A 23,192-nucleotide genomic window follows, 5' to 3' on the forward strand; every position below is an offset into this window, starting at 1 on the left:
ATTATGGCAGATTATTATGAATTAAAAATTCCTAAGGAACAAAAAATGAATCTCGGTGCATTAGTTTCAGAAACCCGCAATCCACAGACCATGGACCTGGATGCGCTCTCCACGCTGGAGTTGGTTCATCGTTTTAATCAACAGGATACGCTGGTAGCCGAAGCAGTAAAAGCAACTCTGCCTCAAGTTGCGTGTGCGGTCGATGCGGCAGCTAACGCGCTAAAAGCAGGTGGTCGCATTATTTACATGGGAGCGGGGACCAGCGGGCGTCTCGGGGTACTGGATGCATCTGAATGCCCACCGACCTTCGGCGTTCCACACGGTCTGGTGGTTGGATTGATTGCCGGGGGACCGGGCGCGCTGCTGAAGGCGGTTGAGGGTGCGGAAGATAACCCACAGTTAGGTGAAGACGATCTACGTGCGCTCAATCTTACCGCGCAGGATCTGGTGGTGGGGCTGGCAGCATCTGGTCGCACGCCGTATGTAATTGGTGGGCTGAAATATGCGCGTTCGGTGGGCTGTACGACGGTGGCTATTTCTTGCAATCCGGATTCCCCTATCGCGCATGAAGCGGATATCGCCATTTCTCCGGTAGTGGGGCCAGAGGCGCTGACCGGGTCAACACGACTGAAATCCGGCACCGCGCAAAAGCTGGTGCTCAATATGATCTCCACCGGTGCGATGGTGAAATTTGGCAAGGTGTACCAGAACCTGATGGTGGATATGCAGGCAACTAACGTCAAACTGATCGATCGGGCGTGCCGTATGGTGGTTGAAGCCACGGGCATTGCGCGTGAACAGGCGCAAGCGCTGCTAAAGCAGACTGATTTTGACGTTAAGCCAGCTATTTTAATGGCGCTCACCGGCCTTGACGCCGCTGCCGCCCGCGAAAAGCTTGCCGCTCACCAGGGTTTTTTACGCGCGGCGTTAGAACACTAAGAGGTGTATATGGATAAGACGGCGGTGCTGGCCAGCGATATTCTACTGGGTGTTGGCGGAGAGAAAAATATTCTGCGCCTGGAAAACTGTATGACCCGCGTCAGGGTTGAAGTTCAGGATGATGGACAGCTCGATATCCCTCGTCTCAAGCAACTGCCCGGTGTCAGCGGCTACGTGAAGCAGGGCGCGCAGCACCAGATTATTGTTGGCCCCGGTAAAGCGGCCAAAGTGGTGGATGCCATGCGTTCCCTGATTGCCGATGGCGGCGAGCGAGCAGGTGCCAATAATATCGAGCGCACAAAGTCAGATGCCAAAGCGAAGTACAAAGCGCCGATGAGCGATGCGCTGCGCAAGCTGGCGAACGTCTTTATCCCTCTTATTCCGGCGTTTATCGCCTCTGGTTTGATTACCGGCATTATTAACATCCTTAAGCGCCCGGACATCGTGGGGGATTTTGCGACCCACTATCCGAATATGCTGGGGTTGATGGGCATATTTGGCAGCGCCGTGTTTGCCATTATGAATATTCTGGTCGGGGTGAATACCGCCAAAGTTTTCGGTGGTTCCCTGGCGATGGGCGGGGTGATGGCGGGGATCCTCTCCAGCCCGCAACTGGCACAAATCACGCTGTTTGGCGAAGCGTTGCAGCCGGGGCGCGGCGGAGTGATCGCGGTACTGCTGGTGGTGGCGTTGATGTGTTGGATCGAACGCAAATTCCGCGAGCTGTTGCCAGAATCACTGGAGCTTATCCTTAATCCGCTGCTGACTACCATCATTACCGGCGTAATCGCGATTGTGGCGCTGCAACCGCTTGGCGGCTGGATTTCTGAGTCTATTGCTCACGGCGCATCCTGGGCTATCGATCGCGGCGGTTTTCTGGTCGGTGCCGTGCTGGCAGGAACCTTCCTGCCGTTGGTGCTCACTGGACTTCATCAGGGATTGGTGCCCATCCATGTTGAGCTGGTTCAGGCACACGGTTATAACGCGCTCTTTCCGATCCTGGCGATGGCGGGCGTTGGGCAAATAGGTGCTGCGATCGCGGTTCTGATGAAAACCCGAAATGCGCGGTTAAAAAAAGTAATCAAAGGTGCACTGCCTGTCGGACTGCTGGGTATAGGCGAGCCGCTGATTTTTGGCGTAACGCTGCCGTTGGGTAAGCCGTTTATCGGTGCATGTCTTGGCGGCGCGGTAGGTGGAGCGCTGATTAGCTACTGGAAGGTGGCGACGGTCATCACGTTTGGCATCTCCGGATTACCGCTGGCACTGACGATTGTTGCCGGAAAAGTGATGTTCTATCTGTTAGGCTATCTGGTAGCAGTTATCGCCGGGTTCCTGTTTACCTGGCTATTGGGATTCACTGATCCAGAGGAATAAGGTTTGACCAATCACCAGCGCCGCGTTGTCTTTTTTGATTTGGATGGCACGTTACACCAGCAGGATATGTTCGGTAGTTTTATTCGTTATCTGCTGCGTCGCCAGCCGCTGAACGCGTTGCTGGTGCTGCCTCTGCTACCGGTGATGGCGCTGGCATTGCTAATACAAGGGCGCGCCGCCCGCTGGCCAATGAGCCTGCTGTTATGGGGATGCACTTTTGGTCGCAGCGAGGCGCGTCTGAAAGCGCATCAGGCCGACTTTGTGCGCTGGTTTCGCAGTAACGTGACGGCGTTTCCGCTCGTTCAGCAGCGCCTGACAACCTACCTGTTAAGCTCTGACGCTGACATCTGGCTTATCACCGGCTCTCCGCAGTCGTTGGTCGAGCAGGTTTACTTTGATACTCCGTGGCTACCGCGAGTCAATCTGATCGCCAGCAAAATGGCGCGGGGATACGGCGGCTGGGTGCTGACTCTGCGCTGTCTGGGCCATGAGAAAGTGACGCAACTGGAGCGGCAGATTGGCGCACCGTTGTCTCTCTACAGCGGCTACAGCGACAGTAAGCAGGATAATCCGTTACTCTCTTTTTGCCAGCATCGCTGGCGCGTCACGCCGCGCGGAGAGCTGCAACAACTCGAATAGAGTAAACGATAGCGTCTGTGTATAATGCGCCCGCTTTTATTGGTGGAGTAACCCCTTTGTCAGATGTTGAATTTAGCCACGAATACTGGATGCGTCATGCTTTAACGCTGGCTAAGCGCGCCTGGGATGAGCGTGAAGTCCCGGTGGGTGCGGTATTGGTACATAACAACCGAGTGATTGGCGAAGGCTGGAACCGCCCGATAGGTCATCATGATCCGACTGCCCACGCTGAGATTATGGCGCTGCGTCAGGGCGGCCTGGTGCTGCAAAACTACCGTCTGTTAGATGCCACGCTGTACGTCACTCTGGAGCCGTGCGTGATGTGCGCAGGCGCGATGGTGCACAGCCGTATCGGTCGGGTCGTTTTTGGTGCACGCGATGCGAAAACGGGCGCTGCCGGGTCATTAATGGATGTGCTGCATCACCCCGGGATGAATCATCGGGTTGAAGTGACAGAGGGGATACTGCGGGATGAATGTGCCACGTTGCTCAGTGATTTCTTTCGCATGCGTCGGCAGGAAATCAAGGCCCTGAAAAAATCCGCTAATCAGTAAATACCAATCAGACTACTGGTCCTCTTTCTTCTGTGCCGAAAATAGCAGGGAAGGGGAGTGCGACAGGTAGTTTGACGACGTCTGAGTCAGAAAGGCTGAAAGCGGAAATTTATCTTTACCCAACAGCTCAGCCGGCGACACCGCCGGGTAATCCTGAGCCAGTTGCTGCGTTTCCTGCGCCTGTTTTTCTTTCTCCTGCAGATACCCCACCAGGCTAATCTGGTACTTACGGATATTTTCCACATAGGCGTAAGCTTCGTGGCCACGCGCATAGCCATAGGTCAGCTTGTTGTAATACGGCTTTTGGCTGAGCAGCGGTAGCCGCTGTTTTACGTCGGACCAACTGTTCGGATTGCCTTTGGTTTTCACCGTTAGCGCCCGCGCATCAAGCATGTGCGCATAACCCATGTTATAGGCTGCAAGGGCAAACCAGATGCGTTCTCCTTCGGGGACGGTATCCGGTACTTTACTCATCATATCCTGCAAGTATCGCGCGCCGCCGCTGATGCTCTGTTCGGCATCGGTACGGTCAGTCAGCCCGAGACTCTGAGCAGTATTTTTGGTCAGCATCATCAGTCCGCGTACGCCGGTTGGAGAGGTGGCCTGCGCGTCCCAGTGTGATTCCTGATATGAGATAGCAGCCAGCAGTCGCCAGTCTATCTCCTGCGCATACTTCTCAAACAGCGGCTTAAGGTCCGGCAACACGCTGTCTACGGCGCGCAAAAAGGTGCGGGTATCGACATAGTCAAAATCATCGCCATGCCCGAGATATTTCTCTTCCAGCCGTGCCAGAGAACCGTCTTCATTCATGGTGTTAAAGAAATCCAACAAGGCGGCAGACAGCGTGTTGTCATCGTCCAGACGACTAAACCAGGTCACCGGCTGTTCGTCAGAGACGTCCAGCGCCACGGCCAGCTCAGGATGCACGCGTTGGTATAAGCTGATGGCGACAGAATCTGCAATGGTGTAATCCAGCTTTCCGGCGATTACATCATCGAGCAATTCGGTGGTGCCCTTTTTGTCATCAACTTTCCAGCTCAGATCGGGAAATTTTTTCTCTTTTAGCTGCTGGAGGTCGTTAACCACCACATGCCCCGGGGCGATAGTCAGTTGGCTTTCGTTCACGGTGGCAAGCGTGCGCGGGCGATATTGCCCAACCCGGTACACCAGCTGTTGTGAAACCGAATAATAGGTCGGGCCTGGCTGGTAATTTTTCACCCGCTCGCTGTTATAGACCAGGCCTGCGGCTAACAGGTCGGCATTGCCGTTATCCAGGTCGTCAAAAAGCTGGCTGATGTTCTGGCGTACGGTAACTTTTAACTTCACGCCTAAGTAGTCGGCAAATTCCTGGGCCAGTTCATAATCCAGGCCGAATTTTTTGCCGTTGAGGGTCGCGTAAGTTAACGGCGAGTCGATGGTACTGACGCGCAGCTCTCCCCGCGACTGAATGGCGGCGATACGATTTTCGGCTTTACCGAACCAGGGAATAGATGGCCAAAGGGCCGCTGCCAACAACAGCGTCAATATGCCGATGAACAGATAATTAATCTTTAATTTTTTCAATTAGTTAATTCTCTGAACCGTACGTTTTCTCTGCCTGCTGTGGTGCTGATTAAGAAGTGAAGTCGTCATTAATGAACGGCATTTTGCTTAAACTTGCGTCAGTTGGCAACTTATTCAGAAATCTGACCGCATTTGATGATAAGTGACGGTCGTGATTTTATTTCGACGCAAACGGTTTCGTCGGCGCGGTAGATTCTTTATAATGACGCCCGTTTACCCACTTGGGCACACCGAAAGCTTAGAAGACGAGAGACTTATGATGGATATTCTGCGTGGTTCACCTGCACTGTCTGCATTCCGTATTAACAAACTGCTGGCACGTTTTCAGGCTGCCAACCTCCAGGTCCACAATATTTACGCCGAGTACGTCCATTTTGCCGATCTGAATGCACCGTTAAATGAAGATGAGCACGCGCAGCTTGCACGCCTGCTGAAATATGGTCCTGCTCTGCAAAGCCACGCCCCGGAAGGAAAACTGCTGCTGGTTACGCCTCGCCCTGGCACCATCTCCCCGTGGTCTTCTAAAGCGACTGATATTGCCCACAACTGCGGTCTGCATCAGATTAGCCGCCTGGAACGTGGCATTGCCTGGTATGTAGAAGCCTCTACGCTGACCGCTGAGCAATGGCAGATGGTGGCCGACGAACTGCACGACCGCATGATGGAAACGGTTTTCTCTGCGCTGAACGATGCCGAAAAACTGTTTGTCCATCACCAACCGGCGCCGGTCTCCAGCGTTGATCTACTGGGTGAGGGACGTCAGGCGCTGATCGACGCTAACCTGCGTCTGGGTCTGGCGCTGGCGGAAGACGAAATTGACTATCTGCAGGATGCGTTCACCAAACTGGGGCGCAACCCGAACGACATTGAACTGTACATGTTTGCGCAGGCCAACTCCGAGCACTGCCGCCACAAGATTTTTAACGCCGACTGGGTTATCGACGGTAAACAACAGCCTAAGTCGCTGTTCAAGATGATCAAGAATACCTTCGAAACCACGCCGGACCACGTGCTGTCTGCCTATAAAGACAACGCCGCGGTAATGGAAGGTTCTGAAGTGGGCCGCTATTTTGCCGATCACAAAACCGGCCGCTACGATTTCCATCAGGAACCAGCCCACATCCTGATGAAGGTAGAAACTCATAACCACCCGACGGCTATCTCTCCGTGGCCAGGTGCGGCAACCGGCTCCGGCGGAGAAATCCGCGATGAGGGTGCAACCGGTCGTGGTGCAAAACCGAAAGCCGGGCTGGTAGGCTTCTCCGTCTCCAACCTGCGTATTCCTGGCTTTGAACAGCCTTGGGAAGAGGACTTTGGTAAGCCGGATCGTATTGTCACCGCGCTCGACATCATGACCGAAGGCCCGCTGGGCGGCGCGGCGTTTAACAACGAATTTGGTCGCCCGGCGCTGACCGGCTACTTCCGTACCTATGAAGAAAAGGTCAACAGCCATAACGGCGAAGAGCTGCGCGGTTACCATAAACCGATCATGCTGGCAGGCGGGATCGGTAACATCCGTGCCGATCACGTGCAGAAAGGCGAGATCGTCGTTGGCGCCAAGCTGATCGTCCTCGGCGGCCCGGCGATGAACATTGGCCTTGGCGGCGGGGCAGCCTCCTCTATGGCTTCCGGTCAGTCTGATGCCGATCTTGATTTCGCTTCTGTACAGCGTGATAACCCGGAAATGGAACGTCGTTGCCAGGAAGTTATCGACCGTTGCTGGCAGATGGGTGATGCGAACCCAATTCTGTTTATCCATGACGTTGGCGCGGGTGGTCTGTCTAACGCCATGCCGGAGCTGGTAAGCGATGGCGGTCGCGGTGGTAAGTTCCAGCTGCGCGATATCCTCAGCGATGAGCCGGGTATGAGCCCGCTGGAAATCTGGTGTAACGAGTCCCAGGAGCGCTACGTGCTGGCGGTTGCTGCCGATCAATTGCCGCTGTTTGACGAACTGTGTAAGCGCGAGCGCGCGCCGTACGCGGTCATCGGTGAAGCAACCGAAGAACAGCATCTGACCTTGAGCGACAGCCACTTCGACAACCAGCCGATCGACATGCCACTCGATGTGCTGCTGGGTAAAACACCGAAAATGACCCGCGATGTGCAGACGCTGAAAGCCAAAGGCGATGCACTGAATCGTAGTGAAATCTCGATTGCAGATGCGGTTAACCGCGTGCTGCATCTGCCGACTGTCGCGGAGAAAACGTTCCTCGTGACTATCGGTGACCGTACCGTTACCGGTATGGTGGCGCGTGACCAGATGGTTGGTCCATGGCAGATCCCGGTCGCCAACTGCGCGGTCACTACCGCAAGCCTCGATAGCTACTACGGCGAAGCGATGTCTCTCGGCGAGCGCGCGCCAGTCGCATTGCTCGACTTCTCAGCCTCTGCGCGTCTGGCTGTAGGTGAGGCGCTGACCAACATTGCGGCAACGCAGATTGGCGATATCAAACGCATTAAACTGTCGGCCAACTGGATGGCGGCTGCGGGTCACCCTGGCGAAGACGCCGGACTGTACGAAGCGGTAAAAGCCGTTGGGGAAGAATTATGTCCGGCGCTTGGCCTGACCATTCCGGTGGGCAAAGACTCTATGTCGATGAAAACCCGCTGGCAGGAAGGCAACGAACAGCGTGAAATGACCTCGCCGCTGTCGTTGGTGATCACCGCCTTTGCCCGCGTGGAAGATGCGCGCCACACCATTACCCCGCAGCTTTCTACTGAAGACAACGCCCTGTTGCTGATTGACCTTGGTCTGGGTCACAACGCGCTTGGTGCGACGGCGCTGGCGCAGGTTTACCGTCAACTGGGGGATAAGCCTGCCGATGTGCGTAACGTAGCGCAACTGAAAGGCTTCTACGACGCCATTCAGGCGCTGGTCGCACAGCGTAAGCTGCTGGCCTACCACGATCGCTCCGACGGTGGCTTGCTGGTGACGCTGGCGGAAATGGCCTTCACTGGTCACTGCGGTATTGAAGCTGATATCCACTCTTTGGGTGAAGATCGTCTGGCGGCGCTGTTTAACGAAGAGCTGGGCGCGGTGATTCAGGTTCGCGCAGGTGATCGTGAAGCGGTTGAGGCGTTGCTGGCTCAACATGGCCTTGCCGATTGCGTGCACTATCTGGGGAAAGCCGTGCAGGGCGACCGCTTCGTGGTCGAAGCCGATGGACATTCGGTGTTCAGCGAAAGTCGCACCACGATGCGTATGTGGTGGGCAGAAACCACCTGGCAGATGCAGCGTCTGCGCGATAACCCGGAATGCGCCGATCAGGAACACGACGCTAAAACCAACGATGCCGATCCGGGTCTCAACGTCAAACTGACGTTCGATATTAACGACGATGTTGCCGCGCCGTATATCGCCACCGGTGCGCGTCCGAAAGTGGCCGTGCTGCGCGAGCAGGGCGTGAACTCCCACGTCGAAATGGCGGCAGCTTTCCACCGTGCGGGCTTTGACGCCATCGATGTACACATGAGCGATCTGCTGGGGGGACGCATCGGCCTGGGTAACTTCCAGGCGCTGGTAGCCTGCGGCGGCTTCTCTTACGGCGATGTACTCGGCGCAGGGGAAGGTTGGGCGAAGTCAATTTTGTTCAACAACCGCGTGCGTGATGAGTTCGAAACCTTCTTCCATCGCCCGCAAACCCTGGCGCTCGGGGTGTGTAACGGTTGCCAGATGATGTCTAACCTGCGTGAGCTAATCCCCGGAAGCGACCTGTGGCCGCGCTTTGTGCGTAACCACTCCGACCGCTTTGAAGCCCGCTTCAGCCTGGTCGAAGTGACGCAAAGCCCGTCTTTACTGCTTGCCGATATGGTGGGGTCGATGATGCCGATTGCCGTTTCTCACGGTGAAGGTCGTGTGGAAGTGCGTGACGGTGCGCATCTGGCTCAGCTTGAGAGCAAAGGTCTGGTGGCACTGCGCTACGTCGATAACTTCGGTAAGGTGACCGAGGCTTACCCGGCTAACCCGAACGGTTCGCCGAACGGTATTACTGCTGTGACCACTGAAAATGGTCGCGTCACCATTATGATGCCGCACCCGGAACGCGTGTTCCGTACCGTGAGCAACTCCTGGCACCCGGAAAACTGGGGCGAGGACAGCCCGTGGATGCGTATCTTCCGCAACGCGCGTAAACAGCTTGGATAATTAGCCTATGATCATCAAGCCCCTCTTCGTGAGGGGCTTTTTTTGTCTGCCGCCTGATGACGCTACGCTTATCAGGCTTACGGGGAAATGCGGTTGTAGGCCGGATAAGGCGTTCACGCCGCTATCCGGCAATAAACTCAGCGCTTGCACCTAAAAGTAAAGTGTCGGGAAATGCCGACATAGGTAAGGTTACATTGTCGCCAAAAAGAGACATTTAATTATTTGATTTAAAACGAATTTGTTTTTAAGTGTTACAGGTGTTGCTGATTGGCGACGGTATGAGTGAAAAATGGTCAATATCATTTCTCATATAAATAATCATATTTTCTATATTTATCATTGTGTTAACAAAGTGTTTTGAATATTGGCACAGATGCTGCATAATATTAACCAGTGGCTCATTCACCTTCTTATGTCAGCCCCTTCGGGACGTGCTACATAAACTTCGAATGACGCACAACAAGGTGCCTGCCGTCCAACATCTGATATTAGCGAAGCTCATATCAACCTCCGGGCGAAACGTCGAGTTAGGCACCGCCTTATTCCACAACAAAGCCGGGTTAATCCCGGCTTTGTTGTATCTGGCGTTCCCCTCAGTTAGCATCAACCTATTCCTGTCCATTGAGAGTAACGCCTTGAAGCGCTGGTCAGTTTTCCCCCGATCTTTACGTCAATTGGTGATGTTGGCATTTTTGCTGATCCTGTTGCCGTTGTTAGTTTTGGCCTGGCAGGCGTGGCAAAGTCTGAATGCCCTGAGCGCACAGGCTGCGCTGACGAACCGCACCACGCTGATTGACGCCAGACGCAGTGAAGCGATGACCAATGCTGCGCTGGAGATGGAGCGCAGCTATCGGCAATACTGTGTGCTTGATGACTCAACGTTGGCCAAGGTCTACCAAAGTCAGCGTAAACGCTACAGCGATATGCTGGATGCGCATGCGGGGGTGTTGCCAGATACCAAGCTCTACCAGGCGTTGCGTCAGGATCTTAACGATCTCGCGCAGTTGCAGTGTAAAAACAGCGGTCCTGACAGTGTGTCGGCTGCACGGCTGGAAGCGTTCGCCAATGCCAATACCGAGATGGTGCAAGCGACGCGTACCGTCGTCTTTTCTCGTGGCCAGCAGTTACAGCAGGAAATAGCCGAACGCGGGCAGTTTTTTGGCTGGCAGGCACTGGTGCTGTTTCTCCTTAGCCTGGCGATGGTGCTGTTGTTTACCCGTATGATTATCGGTCCGGTGAAGGGCATCGAACGGATGATCAACCGTCTGGGAGAAGGGCGCTCGCTGGGCGATAGCGTATTATTAACTGGGCCCCGTGAGCTGCGATCCGTGGGGCAGCGTATTATCTGGTTAAGCGAACGCCTCTCCTGGCTTGAGTCGCAACGGCATCAGTTTTTACGCCATCTTTCTCATGAGCTGAAAACACCGCTGGCGAGTATGCGTGAAGGTACCGAATTGCTGGCCGATCAGGTAGTGGGCCCGTTAACACCGGAGCAAAAAGAGGTGGTCGGCATCCTCGATGACAGCAGCCGCAACTTGCAAAAACTGATTGAGCAGCTTCTCGATTACAACCGCAAGCTGGCGGATGACGAGGCTGAGCTTGAAAGTGTGGAAATCGCGCCGCTGGTGGAAAGCGTTGTTTCTGCGCATAGCCTGCCCGCTCGCGCCAAAATGATACATACTGATGTTGCGCTTGCGGTGAACGCCTGCCTGGCAGAACCGATGCTGTTGATGAGCGTGCTGGACAATCTTTATTCCAATGCGGTGCACTACGGCGCTGAATCCGGTAACATTTGGATCCGCAGCAGTTTGCATGGATCAACGGTATACATCGATGTAATGAATACCGGCACACCGATCCCAGAAGCAGAACAGACCATGATCTTCGAGCCTTTTTTCCAGGGTAGCCATCAGCGAAAAGGGGCGGTAAAAGGAAGCGGGTTGGGGCTAAGCATTGCCAGAGATTGCATTCGCCGTATGCGGGGCAAACTGTATCTGGTTGATGACCATACGCAAAACGTTTGTTTTCGCATAGAACTGCCGCTAGCTGCTGCGAAAAATCACTAAAATAAACCTAAGTCTGGTGAGTATGCCATACGTTGTTGCCCGAATGCTTAAACGACATTTTCTTCATCGCGTCATCCTCGCAAGCCTGCCGTGCCTGGCACTGGTTGGTTGCGTCCCGAACGCGGTGAATCATATTATCGGCGATCCTTCGCAGGAGAAAATTCCGCCTAATCAACTGGCGGACTACCTTGCAACCGACTGTACGGATATCTGGTCGCTATCTGGCCAGTCCACAGAAACCAACCCGTTGTACTGGCTGCGGGCGATGGACTGTGCCGATCGCATGATGCCGGTACAGGCGCGCAGTGAAGCCAGTGCTCAGCTCACGGATACCTGGCAGGGCGCTTTCAAACGCGGGATCCTGCTTGATAATGCCCGCATTACCCCGCCTGAACGGCGAGAGGCAGTTACGCGTCTCGACGCGTTAAGCCCACAAATTCCGAGTCAGGTTCGACCGCTTTATCAGGCCTGGTTCCGTAATCAAATGTTGCAGTTACAGCTTGCCGAAGAGCGCCTGCGCTACAGTAAGCTCCAGCAGTCGTCAGACAGCGATCTCGATACGCTGCGGCAACAGCAACAGCATTTGCAGTCCCAGCTCGATCTCACGACCCGCAAGCTGGAGAATCTGACCGATATTGAGCGCCAGCTTTCAACGCGCAAACCCGCCGGTAACTACAATCCTGATGCGCCGCACGGGAACGATAAACTCACTACGCCTGATAACGAAGAAGGCGCAGCGCCGTCTGCCGATGAGGTCACGCCATGATAAGCCGTAAGCCCGCGCATCTGCTGTTGGTGGATGACGATCCGGGCCTGTTGAAATTACTTGGAATGCGACTAACCAGCGAAGGCTACAGCGTCGTGACCGCGGAAAGTGGGCAGGAAGGGTTACGGGTACTGAACCGTGAAAAAGTGGATCTGGTTATCAGCGATCTGCGCATGGATGAAATGGACGGCATGCAGCTGTTTACTGAAATCCAGAAAGTGCAGCCGGGCATGCCGGTGATTATCCTGACCGCTCACGGCTCCATCCCGGACGCCGTTGCGGCGACCCAGCAAGGGGTGTTCAGTTTTCTCACTAAGCCAGTCGACAAGGATGCGTTATATCACGCGATTGACGGGGCGCTGGAACAGTCTGCGCCAGCTACTGATGACAGTTGGCGTGAGTCCATTGTCACCCGTAGCCCGCTGATGCTACGTCTGCTGGAACAGGCGCGAATGGTGGCGCAATCGGATGTTAGTGTCTTGATCAACGGCCAAAGCGGAACCGGGAAAGAAGTTTTCGCCCAGGCTATTCACAACGCCAGCCCGCGCAACCACAAGCCCTTTATTGCCATTAACTGTGGCGCGTTGCCGGAACAACTGCTGGAGTCTGAACTGTTTGGTCATGCGCGCGGCGCTTTTACCGGCGCGGTGAGTAATCGTGAAGGGTTGTTTCAAGCCGCGGAAGGCGGCACGCTTTTTCTCGATGAGATTGGCGATATGCCTGCGCCGTTACAGGTGAAACTGCTGCGCGTATTGCAGGAACGAAAAGTCAGACCGTTGGGCAGTAACCGCGATATCGACATCGATGTGCGGATCGTTTCTGCGACCCACCGCGATTTACCCAAAGCGATGGCTCGGGGCGAATTTCGCGAGGATTTGTACTATCGCCTCAACGTGGTGAGCCTGAAGATCCCTGCGCTGGCCGAGCGTACGGAAGATATTCCGCTGCTGGCGAACCATCTGCTGCGCCAGTCTGCTGAACGGCACAAACCGTTCGTACGCGCCTTTTCAACCGATGCCATGAAGCGGTTAATGACCGCCAGCTGGCCGGGCAATGTGCGTCAGCTGGTCAACGTAATTGAGCAGTGCGTGGCGTTGACCTCTTCGCCAGTGATCAGCGACGCGCTGGTGGAGCAGGCGCTGGAAGGGGAAAACACCGCGCTGCCGACATTTGTTGAGGCGCGTAACCAGTTTGAGCTCAACTATCTGCGTAAGCTGCTGCAAATCACCAAGGGCAATGTGACTCACGCGGCAAGAATGGCGGGGCGCAATCGCACCGAATTCTATAAGTTGCTTTCTCGACACGAGCTGGATGCAAACGATTTCAAAGAATAAATCTGCGGATTATGTTAGCTTTATTCGATCAAAAGACAGGCGACCTTTTCAAGGAATAGCATGAAAAAGATTGATGCGATTATTAAACCCTTCAAGCTGGACGACGTCCGCGAAGCGCTGGCAGAAGTCGGTATCACCGGGATGACGGTAACGGAAGTGAAAGGCTTTGGCCGTCAGAAAGGCCATACCGAGCTGTACCGTGGCGCGGAATATATGGTGGATTTTCTGCCGAAGGTAAAAATTGAAATTGTGGTTACCGACGACATCGTCGATACCTGCGTCGACACCATTATCCGTACTGCCCAGACCGGTAAGATCGGCGACGGTAAGATTTTTGTCTTCGACGTGGCTCGCGTTATTCGTATTCGTACCGGTGAAGAAGACGACGCGGCAATCTAAGCCACGCCGTTAATTTGTAAGCCTGATAAGCGTAGCGCATCAGGCTGAGTGATTGCCGGATGGCGGCGTAAACGCCTTATCCGGCCTACTCGCGTAATACATTACAAGACTTTATGCGGACCGAAGCATTCGTAATGAATGTTCTCGTTTTTCACGCCCAGGCCGACCTGCTGCTTCGCGGCGAACTGCATGAAACCAACCGGACCGCACAGATAAAACTGCATCGCCGGATCGCTGATTGCGCTTTCCAGCTTGTTCAAATCCATCAGACCTACGCTATCAAACGCACCTTTCGCGCGATCGGCTTCGGTTGGCTCACGATACCAGGTGTGCGCACTAAAGCGTGGCAGCGTTTTGCCGAGTTCATTTACTTCATCAGCGAAGGCATGTACATCGCCATTTTCTGCCGCGTGGAACCAGTTAACCTGCGCCGTATGCTTCGCTTTTGCCAACGTGTCCAGCATCGCCAGCATTGGGGTTTGTCCCACGCCCGCGGAGATCAGAGATACCGGGGTGTCGGTCGCGACGTCCATAAAGAAATCGCCCGCAGGTGCGGCCAGGTGAACAACGTCGCCAACATTCGCATGGTTGTGCAGCCAGGTGGAAACCTGACCACCGTCTTCACGCTTAACGGCAATACGATAGCCTTTGCCATCAGGCTTACGGGTCAGTGAGTACTGACGAATTTCCTGATGCGGGAAACCTTCCGGCTTCAGCCAGACGCCCAGGTATTGTCCCGGATGATATTCAGCTACTGCGCCACCATCGACAGGTTCAAACTCAAAGCTGGTGATCAGTGCACTGCGTGGGGTTTTTGCCACGATGCGGAAAGGACGGGTACCTTCCCAGCCGCCATTTTTATTGGCATTTTCGCTATAGATTTGCGCTTCACGGTTGATGAAAACGTTCGCCAGTACGCCATACGCTTTACCCCACGCATCCAGAACTTCCTGGCCTGGGCTGAACATTTCGTCCAGCGTTGCCAGCAAATGACCGCCCACGATGTTGTACTGCTCTGGTTTAATCTGGAAACTGGTATGCTTTTGCGCGATTTTCTCAACCGCTGGCAACAGCGCCGCCAGGTTTTCGATATTGCTGGCATACGCGGCAATCGCGTTAAACAGCGCCTCGCGCTGATCGCCATTACGCTGGTTACTCATGTTGAAAATTTCTTTCAGCTCTGGGTTATGCGTAAACATGCGATCATAGAAATGTGCGGTCAGCTTCGGACCTGTTTCAACCAGCAGGGGAATGGTGGCTTTCACTGTAGCGATGGTTTGTGCGTCAAGCATACGGTCTTCCTTTATCTGAGACTTTAATGATGTATGTCAAATACATCTTATAAAAAATACCCCTGCATTGTAAATGGTTCTTTGTAACTTTGCGTTGTAAAGGTTACATCGTGAAAAATCTGCATCACAAACCTGAAAAGAAATCCGTTGAAATTCAGCAGACCTTTGTTCTCCAAAGCCTTGCGTGCCGTGAAGGTAATCGTTTGCGTAAAATCCTTTGTCAAGACCTGTTATCGAAGAATGATTCGGTTATACTGTTGGCCGTCGTCCAACGGGACTGCCTTTTTAGGCCGAAATTCTATTGTTAGCTGAGTCAGGAGATGCGGATGTTAAAGCGTGAAATGAACATTGCCGATTATGATGCCGAACTGTGGCAGGCTATGGAGCAGGAAAAAGTACGTCAGGAAGAGCACATCGAACTGATCGCCTCCGAAAACTACACCAGCCCGCGTGTTATGCAGGCGCAAGGTTCTCAGCTGACCAACAAATATGCTGAAGGTTATCCGGGTAAGCGCTACTACGGCGGTTGCGAGTACGTTGATATCGTTGAGCAACTGGCTATCGATCGTGCAAAAGAGCTGTTTGGCGCTGACTACGCTAACGTACAGCCGCACTCTGGTTCTCAGGCTAACTTCGCTGTTTACACCGCTCTGCTGCAACCGGGCGATACCGTTCTGGGTATGAACCTGGCACAAGGCGGCCACCTGACTCACGGCTCCCCGGTTAACTTCTCCGGCAAACTGTACAACATCATCCCTTACGGTATTGATGAGTCCGGCAAAATTGACTACGAAGACATGGCGAAGCAGGCCAAAGAGCACAAACCGAAGATGATCATCGGTGGCTTCTCTGCTTACTCCGGCGTTGTTGACTGGGCAAAAATGCGTGAAATCGCTGACAGCATCGGTGCATACCTGTTCGTCGATATGGCGCACGTTGCGGGGCTGATTGCCGCAGGCGTTTATCCGAACCCGGTTCCACACGCACACGTTGTGACCACCACCACCCACAAAACCCTGGCGGGTCCACGCGGTGGCCTGATCCTGGCGAAAGGCGGTGACGAAGAGCTGTACAAAAAACTGAACTCTGCTGTGTTCCCAAGCGCGCAGGGCGGCCCGCTGATGCACGTGATCGCAGCGAAAGCCGTGGCGCTGAAAGAAGCGATGGAGCCTGAGTTCAAGGTTTACCAGCAGCAGGTTGCTAAAAACGCCAAAGCGATGGTGGAAGTGTTCCTGAACCGTGGTTACAAAGTGGTTTCTGGCGGTACTGAAAACCACCTGTTCCTGCTGGATCTGGTTGATAAAAACCTGACCGGTAAAGAAGCTGATGCCGCGCTGGGCCGCGCTAACATCACCGTTAACAAAAACAGCGTACCGAACGATCCGAAGAGCCCGTTTGTGACTTCCGGTATCCGTATCGGTTCTCCGGCAATCACTCGCCGTGGCTTCAAAGAAGCGGAAGCGAAAGAGCTGGCTGGCTGGATGTGTGACGTGCTGGACAACATCAATGACGAAGCCGTAATCGAGCGCGTCAAAGGTAAAGTTCTGGATATCTGCGCACGCTTCCCGGTTTACGCATAAGCCATACTGATTGCTGGATGGCGGTGTAAACACCTTATCCGGCCTACGGGTAACTCACATGTAGGCCGGATAAACGAAGTGCCATCCGGCAGTTATATTGACTTAAGCAAGATTGTTTCATCGACTAAAGCCGCCATTGGTGGCTTTTTCTTTGCCTGAATCCATTTTCTCAATAAACGTATTTCTCGGCCCTGATTCAACGTTACTGCGCCGACAATCACGCCATCCTGCAGGTTAAACCATATTGCTTTATGCGCATCTGAATTGCCGCGTATGAACCAGCTTTCTCCCTGCATTTCGCCAACAAATTGTAGGTTGTCATTAAATTGGTCGGTCCAGAACCAGCCAGGTGTCTTCTCCGGCAACGGCAGATTTAGCATTGCGGCGGCGGCAATCTGTGCCTGAAAATTGGCGTTTTCCCAGCTTTCCATGCGTACTAACGAACCGTCGGGCTTGCGCGTTATCGCTACGTCACCGGCGGCGAAAATGTCCGGGTCGGCGGTGGTGCAGGCGCTATCAACGATAATGCCGTTCGCCGTCTCCAGCCCCGCTTCGCGGGCCAGCGCATCATTCGCCACGATACCGATGCCGTAAACCATCGCATCGGCCAGCAGCGTCTCGCCGTTTTGCAGGGTGAGCGAGAGACACTCTCTCGCTTCGGCGTGTTCAATGGCGCTGTTGAGTAACACCCGCACGCCCGCCTGCTGGTGGCGGGCAAGCAGGTAGTCGCGCACCGGAGCAGGTGCGTTACGGCCCATGACCGTTGGTGCCAGCTCCACCACTGTCACCTGACAGCCTCGTTGAGTCGCGCTGGCCGCCAGTTCCAGACCAATGGTGCCCGCACCGACAATGACAATCGACTTACCCGGCAACAAAGTGCCGCGCAGGCGCTCGGCATCAGCGGCATGACGCAGAGTAAAGCATCGATCGCCCAGCTTATCTAACAGCGGAAGGGGGCGTGCCGCAGCGCCCGTCGCAATCAGTAGCCGATCCCACGGATAACTCTGCCCATCAGCCAGCATCAACTGATGCGTTTGGCGGCCGAGCGTCTGCACAGTAACACCCAGATGCAGCTGTACGTTGTGTTCCCGCCACCAGCCAGCGGGGAGTATCGGCTGAAGTTGCGGATTGTCGTCCAGCAGCATCGCTTTGGAGAGCGGTGGGCGTTCATAGGGCTGATGCTGCTCATCGGAAAACAGGTGTAATTCGCCGTCAAATCCCTGCTGGCGCAGTGCGGCAGCAGCCATAGCAGCAGCCTGGCCGCCGCCGACGATAGCGATAGTTTTTTGGTTCATAACGCCTCCTCAGAGATCCAGTCCGGCGGCAACGTGACGAATACCGCGAATACCCAGACCGGCGTCGGCATTGATCATTACGCCACTTAATGTGCGGTTGTTGCGTTTTGACGCCAGCATCACATACGGACCGGTAAAATCCGCAGGCTCAGGGAAAAACTGTAGCGGCAAAATAGCGGCGATTTTTTCTGGCGTCAGCGACTGCATAATCGATGTATCGTTTTGTCCCAACGCTTGCGGGCCGCGTAGATCTGTCGCCATACCGCACGGACCGACACCGTTAACACGTACCTTTGGCGCCAGCTCGTAGGCCAACTGGCGAATCAGCCCGGTAGCCGCATGTTTAGAGGCGGTATACAGAGGGCCGCCGCCGCCGGGATACCATGACGCATTGGACAAGGTAAAGATGATGCTGCCTTCGCTGGCGATAAGTGCGGGGGAACAGGCTTTCGCCCCCAGCAGATAGCCCAGCACGTTGATGTTAAACAGCTCATGAAAGCCGCTCTCCAGTACGTCTGCAGGCGTATTGACCAGCGAGGCGTTGTGATCCCATATGCCCGCATTACCGATAAAACAGTCCAGCTTGCCAAACGCTGTGAGGATTTGATCCACCGCGCGCTGATAGTCGGCGTAGCAGGTGACGTTGCCTTCGATTGCCAGTACATGTTCGCCAAAGCGCTGACGCAGACTGGCAACTTTAGCTGGCGACAGTTCCAGCGTGGCGACCTGCGCACCTTCTTCGATGAAACGCTCGACCAGCGCCAGGCCAAGGCCGGAGCCGCCGCCAGTGATAAAGACCACGTTATCGCGTAAATCGCTCATCTGGCGTCCTCCGGAATATCAACAAACACATCGCTACCGTCCACATATACTGCGTAGGTGGTTAGCGGATCGGTGGCGGGTAAACATAACGCCTTGCCGGTTTTCAGGCAGAAGCTGGCGGCATGCAGTGGGCATTCCACCGTAGCGTCGTCTTCCAGATAACCTTCCGACATCGAGGCGTTACCGTGGCTACAGCGATCGTTAATGGCATAGAACTCGCCGCCAACGTTGAACAGCGCGATGACGGGCGAGGTATCAAGCCGGAGCGCTTCACCCTCCGGCAAATCCCCTACAGGGCAGGCAAATACACGGCTCATCAGAACAGTACACTCAGGTTATGGGAGGTGATCACCGCTTGATCCAGCACGATCTCACGCGCCAGTAAGTGCCACTCATCGCCGGGCAAACGAGGGACTTTGTCCACGCGCGTGCCGACGTAAAACGTCTCGTCCCGCTCTTTTTGCGCGCGATACAGCAGATAGTTGAGGCGCACGGCGAACACGTCGGGCACGTCGGTTTCGCTGATTTGTAAGTTACTAATCAGATGACGGGTACGCGACGGCGGTTCTTCCGCCCAGGCCATGCCGGTTTCCAGCCGCGCGATGCGGCGCTCAAGCTGGTCTTTGTTGTCGTTGAAAATCCAGGTGGTCGGCGGCTGCACGCCTTTTCGACGGTCGCGCGTCTGGGCGTTCACCGTGGTACGCATGGTGTAGCGAATGTCGTCATCCAGTTGCGCCAGCCAGTCGCGAAACTGCCAGTCGTCGAGCATACGCGCTTCTTCATACAGAAACTGGCTGATGCGATGATGCAGTTCGAGAGAAACTAAAGTGCTCATTTCATCACCTCCTGCTGGTAGGCGGCGGTTTTCTCGTGCACTTCCTGCCAGCTTTCGCTGCTGAGCAAATCGGCCCAGCGTTGGTACATGCCACGCGCGGCGGTTTCAGAAAAGATGTAGTTGGTGATCCCCGGAATGCCGTCTTCACGACGTTTCTCCTGGCCAAGCCCCATTTCCAGACACAATTTCGTGTTGCGTGCGCGATGACCTTTCAGCAGTTTTTGAATTTCACACCAGTTTTCCGAGTCGTCCTGCTCCAGGAACCCGGCGGGGCCAAAAGCCCGCGTGGCGCTGTTTTCAAACGCGGCTTTCACTTCATCAGAGGCGGCTTTATCGGTAATACAGAACGCCCACACCTCAACCTGGTCCGGCCCACGCGGGTGCCAGACGCGCAGCGTGGCGGTACCGTTGAGCCAGGAAAGCGTTGGGAAAATGTTGTTGTGACCGGCCAGACGCAGGGCGCGCACTTTACCCAGACGCTGCTCGGCTTCCGCGTAGGTGTCGCGGTAGTAGCTGGAGACCTCACCGTCGACCCAGACGTTGGCATCGGGATTCTCAGTAAAGAAAAATCCGCTGCCGTGCCCATCCTGACCGAACTGTAGCGCGTCTTTGGCGGTTTCCCACACCGGGCGGGCGGTCTGACCATCGCCGAGGCGCTTATCGCTACCGTCGTCTTTCGCTCCCAGCACCTGCACCGCAGAGGCATGGCTGAACAGCGCGTGATACTGGTCGCTGGCAAACTGTTCGGCGGGGAATTTCCAGTTACAATCGATGGTCCACTTTTGTACGCCACCGACGATTTCGGTGCCGCCTTCACGACGATCGAGTACGCCGTCGAGATACCAGGCGATGTCGCCGAGATAATCGCCAAGCGCAGGCGCGGAGGTATCCCAGTTACCGAAAATCAGTCCCTTGTAGCTCTCTACGCCAGGCACTTCGTTCAGCCCCCAGTGCGATTTGCATAAACCTTGCGGATAAGCGCGCGGCTCCAGCGGGACGTCGATCAGCTCGCCGTTAATACCGTAAGACCAGCCGTGATACGGGCAGGTGAAGGCGCGGGTATTGCCGCAGTCGGCGTAGCTGACGCGCATCGCACGGTGGCGACACTGGTTGAGAAACGCTTTGATGCTGCCGTCTTTCTGGCGAACCACCACCACCGCATCCTCGCCCATGTAGGTGTTAAAAAAATCACCGGGTTTGGGGATTTGGCTTTCGTGGGCGAGAAATAGCCAGCAGCGTCCGAAGATGCGTTCCAGCTCCAGTTGGTAAATTTCAGGGTCGGTATAAATTCGTGGGGTTACGCGACCGTTTTGCGTGTCGATCAGTTGGTAGATGTCTAAATTTGAGGGTGTGGTCATATTTTTTAATCCTGAAAGCTAAGATGTATTGACCTTCTTTTTTTGTACCCTAAGGATGTTGCTGGTTAGTTATCAATCTGTGAAATAGTAAATTTCTACCAGTTGAGACATTTTTTCGATAACAAGGAGCAGGGCATGGAACTGAGGCACTTACGCTATTTCGTAGCAGTGGCGCAGGCGCTGAATTTCACCCGGGCGGCAGAAAAGCTGCATACCTCTCAGCCGTCATTAAGCAGCCAGATCCGCGATCTTGAAACCTGCGTGGGCGTTTCGTTGCTGGTGCGGGATAAACGAAAAGTTGCGCTGACGGCGGCCGGTGAGTGCTTTTTACAAGATGCGCTGGCGATCCTCGAACAGGCGGAAAACGCCAAAGTTCGTGCCCGTAGAACGGTGCAGGAAGATAATCATTTCTCCATTGGCTTTGTCCCTTCTGCAGAGGTCAATCTGTTGCCGAAAGTGCTGCCTTTGTTTCGTTTAAAACAACCGGATACGCACATTGAACTGGTGAGTCTGATCACCACCGAGCAGGAAGAGAAGATCCTCAGCGGAGAGCTGGACGTTGGCTTAATGCGCCACCCGGTGTACAGCCCGGATCTCGATTATCTGGAGCTGATTCATGAGCCGTTGGTCGTTGTGTTACCGGTGAATCATCCGTTAGCTAATGAGCAGGCAATCTCCGCAGAACAACTACACGGCGTGAATTTTGTCAGCACCGATCCGGCCTATTCCGGCGCGTTAGCGATGATTGTCAAAAACTGGTTTCAGCAGCAAAAAAGCCAGCCTAACATTGTGCAAGTGGCAACCAACATTCTGGTGACCATGAACCTGGTCGGCATGGGGTTGGGGGTGACTTTGATACCCGGTTATATGAATAATTTTAATACCGGACAGGTGGTTTTTCGGCCAATTATTGGTGATGTCCCAACCATCGCGTTGCTGATGGCGTGGAAAAAAGGATCGCTCAAACCGGCACTGACCGATTTTATCGCCACGGTACATGAACGTTTGGCCGTGAGTCTGACGGTGTAATGGTTACAACTCGCTGAGCTGTGACTCGACATACAGATAGCCAATTCCCATGAGTTGCTGGGCACGATTGAGCTGGCCGAAGCTTATCTGAGTCGCTCTGGCGCGCGGGTTATCACCGTGATCAAACGGGTTAAACCCAGTTTGCTGCACCAAGGTATTGAGCCAGCTATCGCCAAAAGCACAGCTACGACCGTACAACCATATCTGATTAATATTCAGTATATTCAGAAAGTTATATAAACTAAGCCCAATGGCGCTGGCGGCATGCTCGGCCCAGGCCTGAATACGAACATCACCGTTCTGCCAGGCAGTAATAAGCTGGTCGGTGGTGAGTGTTTCCGGATCGTAAAGGGACGTCGGCTGCGATTTCATCCACACGCGGGCCTGTTTTTTCAACGCGCTCAATGATGCCACCGTTTCCAGACAGCCATAGCGACCGCAGTCACAGGCAATTCCATCGGGATGAACGATGGTGTGTCCAATCTGGCCGCTGCCATACAGACTACCGCGCCAGATATTGTCGTTAATCACAAACGATGAGCCGATACCGTAATCAACGTTAATCACGCAAAAATCACCGTTAGCCGCTGGGTTTTGCCATTTTTCGGCCAGCGCCAGCATCACACAGTCATTGTCCAGGCGGACCTGTACGCCAAGCATCTCTTCCAGCAGATATTTTATTTCCACCGGTGTTTTCCACGGGGCCTGGGGCATGGTTTTTGATGCGCCGGTGATCGGATCAACCTGGCCGTGAACGCCGAGTGCCAGATTAATCGTGACCTCGGGAAATTGTCGACGGTATTCCCGCCAGTGTGCAGCCAGGGCTGACAGCAGCGCTTTGGGGGTTTCCGGCTTAATGACCTCATGACGCCAGTCGCCGATGGCAACCAGCCGTGCGTCCGCCAGTTGGCTGGTGATACTGGTAGGGGTGACGTTGATACATAGCGTCCATGCGCCTTTTTCTGGCAAATGATAGCTGCCGCTGCTCAAACCGCGCTGGCTTAAGGTTTTTCGCGAATGACTGATCCTCCCCTCATCCATTAGCTCTTCGAGGATATTGCTGACCGCCGGGATCGACAGGCTGGTGAGCTGCGCCAGCTGTGACTTGCTGAGCTGCTTTTCCCGCCACAGGTGCGACAAAAAGATCTGCTTATTCGCCTGACGAACCCTGGCGTTGTTGAACCCCGAACGCTGCATTCACTT

The 23,192-nt window shown here is 54.6% G+C and carries 19 protein-coding genes; 11 read left to right on the forward strand and 8 right to left on the reverse strand.

The window, feature by feature from the left end:
* Window positions 1-45: 45 nt before the first annotated feature.
* From murQ to tadA, 4 genes are read left to right on the forward strand one after another with little or no spacing between them, the layout of a single operon-like run.
* Window positions 46-939, forward strand: coding sequence for an N-acetylmuramic acid 6-phosphate etherase (gene murQ, locus SK39_RS17585; protein WP_032937935.1), 894 nt, complete (start codon window positions 46-48; stop codon window positions 937-939).
* Window positions 940-948: 9 nt separating this feature from the next.
* Complete coding sequence (locus tag SK39_RS17590) at window positions 949-2,313, forward strand: PTS transporter subunit EIIC (protein WP_048217256.1); 1,365 nt, start codon at window positions 949-951, stop codon at window positions 2,311-2,313.
* Window positions 2,314-2,316: 3 nt separating this feature from the next.
* Window positions 2,317-2,952: a phosphatidylglycerophosphatase C gene (gene yfhb, locus SK39_RS17595; protein WP_048217257.1), complete on the forward strand. Its 636-nt coding sequence runs from the start codon at window positions 2,317-2,319 to the stop codon at window positions 2,950-2,952.
* A gap of 17 nt (window positions 2,953-2,969) precedes the next feature.
* Window positions 2,970-3,506, forward strand: coding sequence for a tRNA adenosine(34) deaminase TadA (tadA, locus tag SK39_RS17600; RefSeq protein WP_071593187.1), 537 nt, complete (start codon window positions 2,970-2,972; stop codon window positions 3,504-3,506).
* Between the two features lie 12 nt (window positions 3,507-3,518).
* On the opposite strand, the gene mltF is transcribed toward tadA, so the two are convergent.
* Window positions 3,519-5,069 carry a membrane-bound lytic murein transglycosylase MltF gene (mltF, locus tag SK39_RS17605; protein ID WP_003838390.1) on the reverse strand — a complete coding sequence of 517 codons (1,551 nt, stop codon included), beginning with the start codon at window positions 5,067-5,069 and terminating at the stop codon, window positions 3,519-3,521.
* 256 nt (window positions 5,070-5,325) lie between these two features.
* Here mltF and purL point away from each other — a divergent pair, with 256 nt between their 5' ends.
* The 5 genes from purL (at window position 5,326) to glnB (ending at window position 13,778) form a co-directional block, all read left to right on the forward strand.
* Window positions 5,326-9,213 (forward strand): phosphoribosylformylglycinamidine synthase, encoded by a 3,888-nt coding sequence (gene purL, locus SK39_RS17610; RefSeq protein ID WP_048217258.1) that lies wholly within the window; start codon window positions 5,326-5,328, stop codon window positions 9,211-9,213.
* Between the two features lie 635 nt (window positions 9,214-9,848).
* Window positions 9,849-11,279, forward strand: coding sequence for a two component system sensor histidine kinase QseE/GlrK (qseE, locus tag SK39_RS17615; protein ID WP_129622255.1), 1,431 nt, complete (start codon window positions 9,849-9,851; stop codon window positions 11,277-11,279).
* 22 nt (window positions 11,280-11,301) lie between these two features.
* Window positions 11,302-12,045, forward strand: coding sequence for a two-component system QseEF-associated lipoprotein QseG (gene qseG, locus SK39_RS17620; protein WP_044714650.1), 744 nt, complete (start codon window positions 11,302-11,304; stop codon window positions 12,043-12,045).
* On the forward strand, window positions 12,045-13,379 hold the full coding sequence (glrR, locus tag SK39_RS17625; RefSeq protein WP_305764162.1) for a two-component system response regulator GlrR: 1,335 nt from the start codon (window positions 12,045-12,047) through the stop codon (window positions 13,377-13,379). Before qseG ends, glrR begins: the two co-directional genes overlap by 1 nt.
* Window positions 13,380-13,439: 60 nt before the next feature.
* Window positions 13,440-13,778 (forward strand): nitrogen regulatory protein P-II, encoded by a 339-nt coding sequence (gene glnB, locus SK39_RS17630; RefSeq protein WP_002914032.1) that lies wholly within the window; start codon window positions 13,440-13,442, stop codon window positions 13,776-13,778.
* Window positions 13,779-13,879: 101 nt separating this feature from the next.
* On the opposite strand, the gene hmpA is transcribed toward glnB, so the two are convergent.
* Window positions 13,880-15,070: an NO-inducible flavohemoprotein gene (gene hmpA, locus SK39_RS17635; RefSeq protein ID WP_048217260.1), complete on the reverse strand. Its 1,191-nt coding sequence runs from the start codon at window positions 15,068-15,070 to the stop codon at window positions 13,880-13,882.
* Window positions 15,071-15,396: 326 nt separating this feature from the next.
* Here hmpA and glyA point away from each other — a divergent pair, with 326 nt between their 5' ends.
* On the forward strand, window positions 15,397-16,650 hold the full coding sequence (gene glyA, locus SK39_RS17640; RefSeq protein ID WP_003037627.1) for a serine hydroxymethyltransferase: 1,254 nt from the start codon (window positions 15,397-15,399) through the stop codon (window positions 16,648-16,650).
* Between the two features lie 92 nt (window positions 16,651-16,742).
* Here glyA and hcaD read toward each other — a convergent pair whose 3' ends face one another.
* The 5 genes from hcaD to hcaE are packed head-to-tail and all read right to left on the reverse strand — an operon-like array spanning window position 16,743 to window position 20,960.
* Window positions 16,743-17,945: a phenylpropionate dioxygenase ferredoxin reductase subunit gene (hcaD, locus tag SK39_RS17645; protein ID WP_048217261.1), complete on the reverse strand. Its 1,203-nt coding sequence runs from the start codon at window positions 17,943-17,945 to the stop codon at window positions 16,743-16,745.
* 9 nt (window positions 17,946-17,954) lie between these two features.
* Complete coding sequence (gene hcaB / locus SK39_RS17650; protein ID WP_048217262.1) at window positions 17,955-18,767, reverse strand: 3-phenylpropionate-dihydrodiol/cinnamic acid-dihydrodiol dehydrogenase; 813 nt, start codon at window positions 18,765-18,767, stop codon at window positions 17,955-17,957.
* Complete coding sequence (gene hcaC / locus SK39_RS17655; RefSeq protein ID WP_003847084.1) at window positions 18,764-19,084, reverse strand: 3-phenylpropionate/cinnamic acid dioxygenase ferredoxin subunit; 321 nt, start codon at window positions 19,082-19,084, stop codon at window positions 18,764-18,766. Before hcaC ends, hcaB begins: the two co-directional genes overlap by 4 nt.
* Entirely contained in the window at window positions 19,084-19,602 is a 519-nt protein-coding gene (gene hcaF / locus SK39_RS17660) for a 3-phenylpropionate/cinnamic acid dioxygenase subunit beta (protein WP_048217263.1), read from the reverse strand. The genes hcaC and hcaF overlap by 1 nt, the downstream gene beginning before the upstream one ends.
* The gene (gene hcaE, locus SK39_RS17665; protein ID WP_003847087.1) at window positions 19,599-20,960 is read right to left on the reverse strand and encodes a 3-phenylpropionate/cinnamic acid dioxygenase subunit alpha; all 1,362 of its coding nucleotides are present in this window, start codon (window positions 20,958-20,960) and stop codon (window positions 19,599-19,601) included. Before hcaE ends, hcaF begins: the two co-directional genes overlap by 4 nt.
* A 135-nt stretch (window positions 20,961-21,095) precedes the next feature.
* On the opposite strand from hcaE, the gene hcaR reads away from it, so the two are divergent.
* Window positions 21,096-21,989: a DNA-binding transcriptional regulator HcaR gene (gene hcaR, locus SK39_RS17670; RefSeq protein ID WP_048217264.1), complete on the forward strand. Its 894-nt coding sequence runs from the start codon at window positions 21,096-21,098 to the stop codon at window positions 21,987-21,989.
* 3 nt (window positions 21,990-21,992) lie between these two features.
* On the opposite strand, the gene SK39_RS17675 is transcribed toward hcaR, so the two are convergent.
* Entirely contained in the window at window positions 21,993-23,186 is a 1,194-nt protein-coding gene (locus SK39_RS17675; RefSeq protein WP_003037640.1) for an ROK family transcriptional regulator, read from the reverse strand.
* Between the last annotated feature and the right edge of the window lie 6 nt (window positions 23,187-23,192).

It is taken from the genome of Citrobacter sp. BIDMC107, from assembly GCF_001037575.1.
GTDB classification, from domain to species: Bacteria; Pseudomonadota; Gammaproteobacteria; order Enterobacterales; family Enterobacteriaceae; genus Citrobacter; species Citrobacter freundii.

Excerpts from the sequence above, each read along its gene's own strand:
- murQ (WP_032937935.1), top strand. The coding sequence starts at position 46 with ATGAATCTCGGTGCATTAGTTTCAGAAACCCGCAATCCACAGACCATG.
- SK39_RS17590 (WP_048217256.1), top strand. The coding sequence starts at position 949 with ATGGATAAGACGGCGGTGCTGGCCAGCGATATTCTACTGGGTGTTGGC.
- purL (WP_048217258.1), top strand. The coding sequence starts at position 5,326 with ATGATGGATATTCTGCGTGGTTCACCTGCACTGTCTGCATTCCGTATT.
- qseG (WP_044714650.1), top strand. The coding sequence starts at position 11,302 with ATGCCATACGTTGTTGCCCGAATGCTTAAACGACATTTTCTTCATCGC.
- glnB (WP_002914032.1), top strand. The coding sequence starts at position 13,440 with ATGAAAAAGATTGATGCGATTATTAAACCCTTCAAGCTGGACGACGTC.
- hmpA (WP_048217260.1), bottom strand. The coding sequence starts at position 15,070 with ATGCTTGACGCACAAACCATCGCTACAGTGAAAGCCACCATTCCCCTG.
- glyA (WP_003037627.1), top strand. The coding sequence starts at position 15,397 with ATGTTAAAGCGTGAAATGAACATTGCCGATTATGATGCCGAACTGTGG.
- hcaD (WP_048217261.1), bottom strand. The coding sequence starts at position 17,945 with ATGAACCAAAAAACTATCGCTATCGTCGGCGGCGGCCAGGCTGCTGCT.
- hcaB (WP_048217262.1), bottom strand. The coding sequence starts at position 18,767 with ATGAGCGATTTACGCGATAACGTGGTCTTTATCACTGGCGGCGGCTCC.
- hcaC (WP_003847084.1), bottom strand. The coding sequence starts at position 19,084 with ATGAGCCGTGTATTTGCCTGCCCTGTAGGGGATTTGCCGGAGGGTGAA.
- hcaF (WP_048217263.1), bottom strand. The coding sequence starts at position 19,602 with ATGAGCACTTTAGTTTCTCTCGAACTGCATCATCGCATCAGCCAGTTT.
- hcaE (WP_003847087.1), bottom strand. The coding sequence starts at position 20,960 with ATGACCACACCCTCAAATTTAGACATCTACCAACTGATCGACACGCAA.
- hcaR (WP_048217264.1), top strand. The coding sequence starts at position 21,096 with ATGGAACTGAGGCACTTACGCTATTTCGTAGCAGTGGCGCAGGCGCTG.
- SK39_RS17675 (WP_003037640.1), bottom strand. The coding sequence starts at position 23,186 with ATGCAGCGTTCGGGGTTCAACAACGCCAGGGTTCGTCAGGCGAATAAG.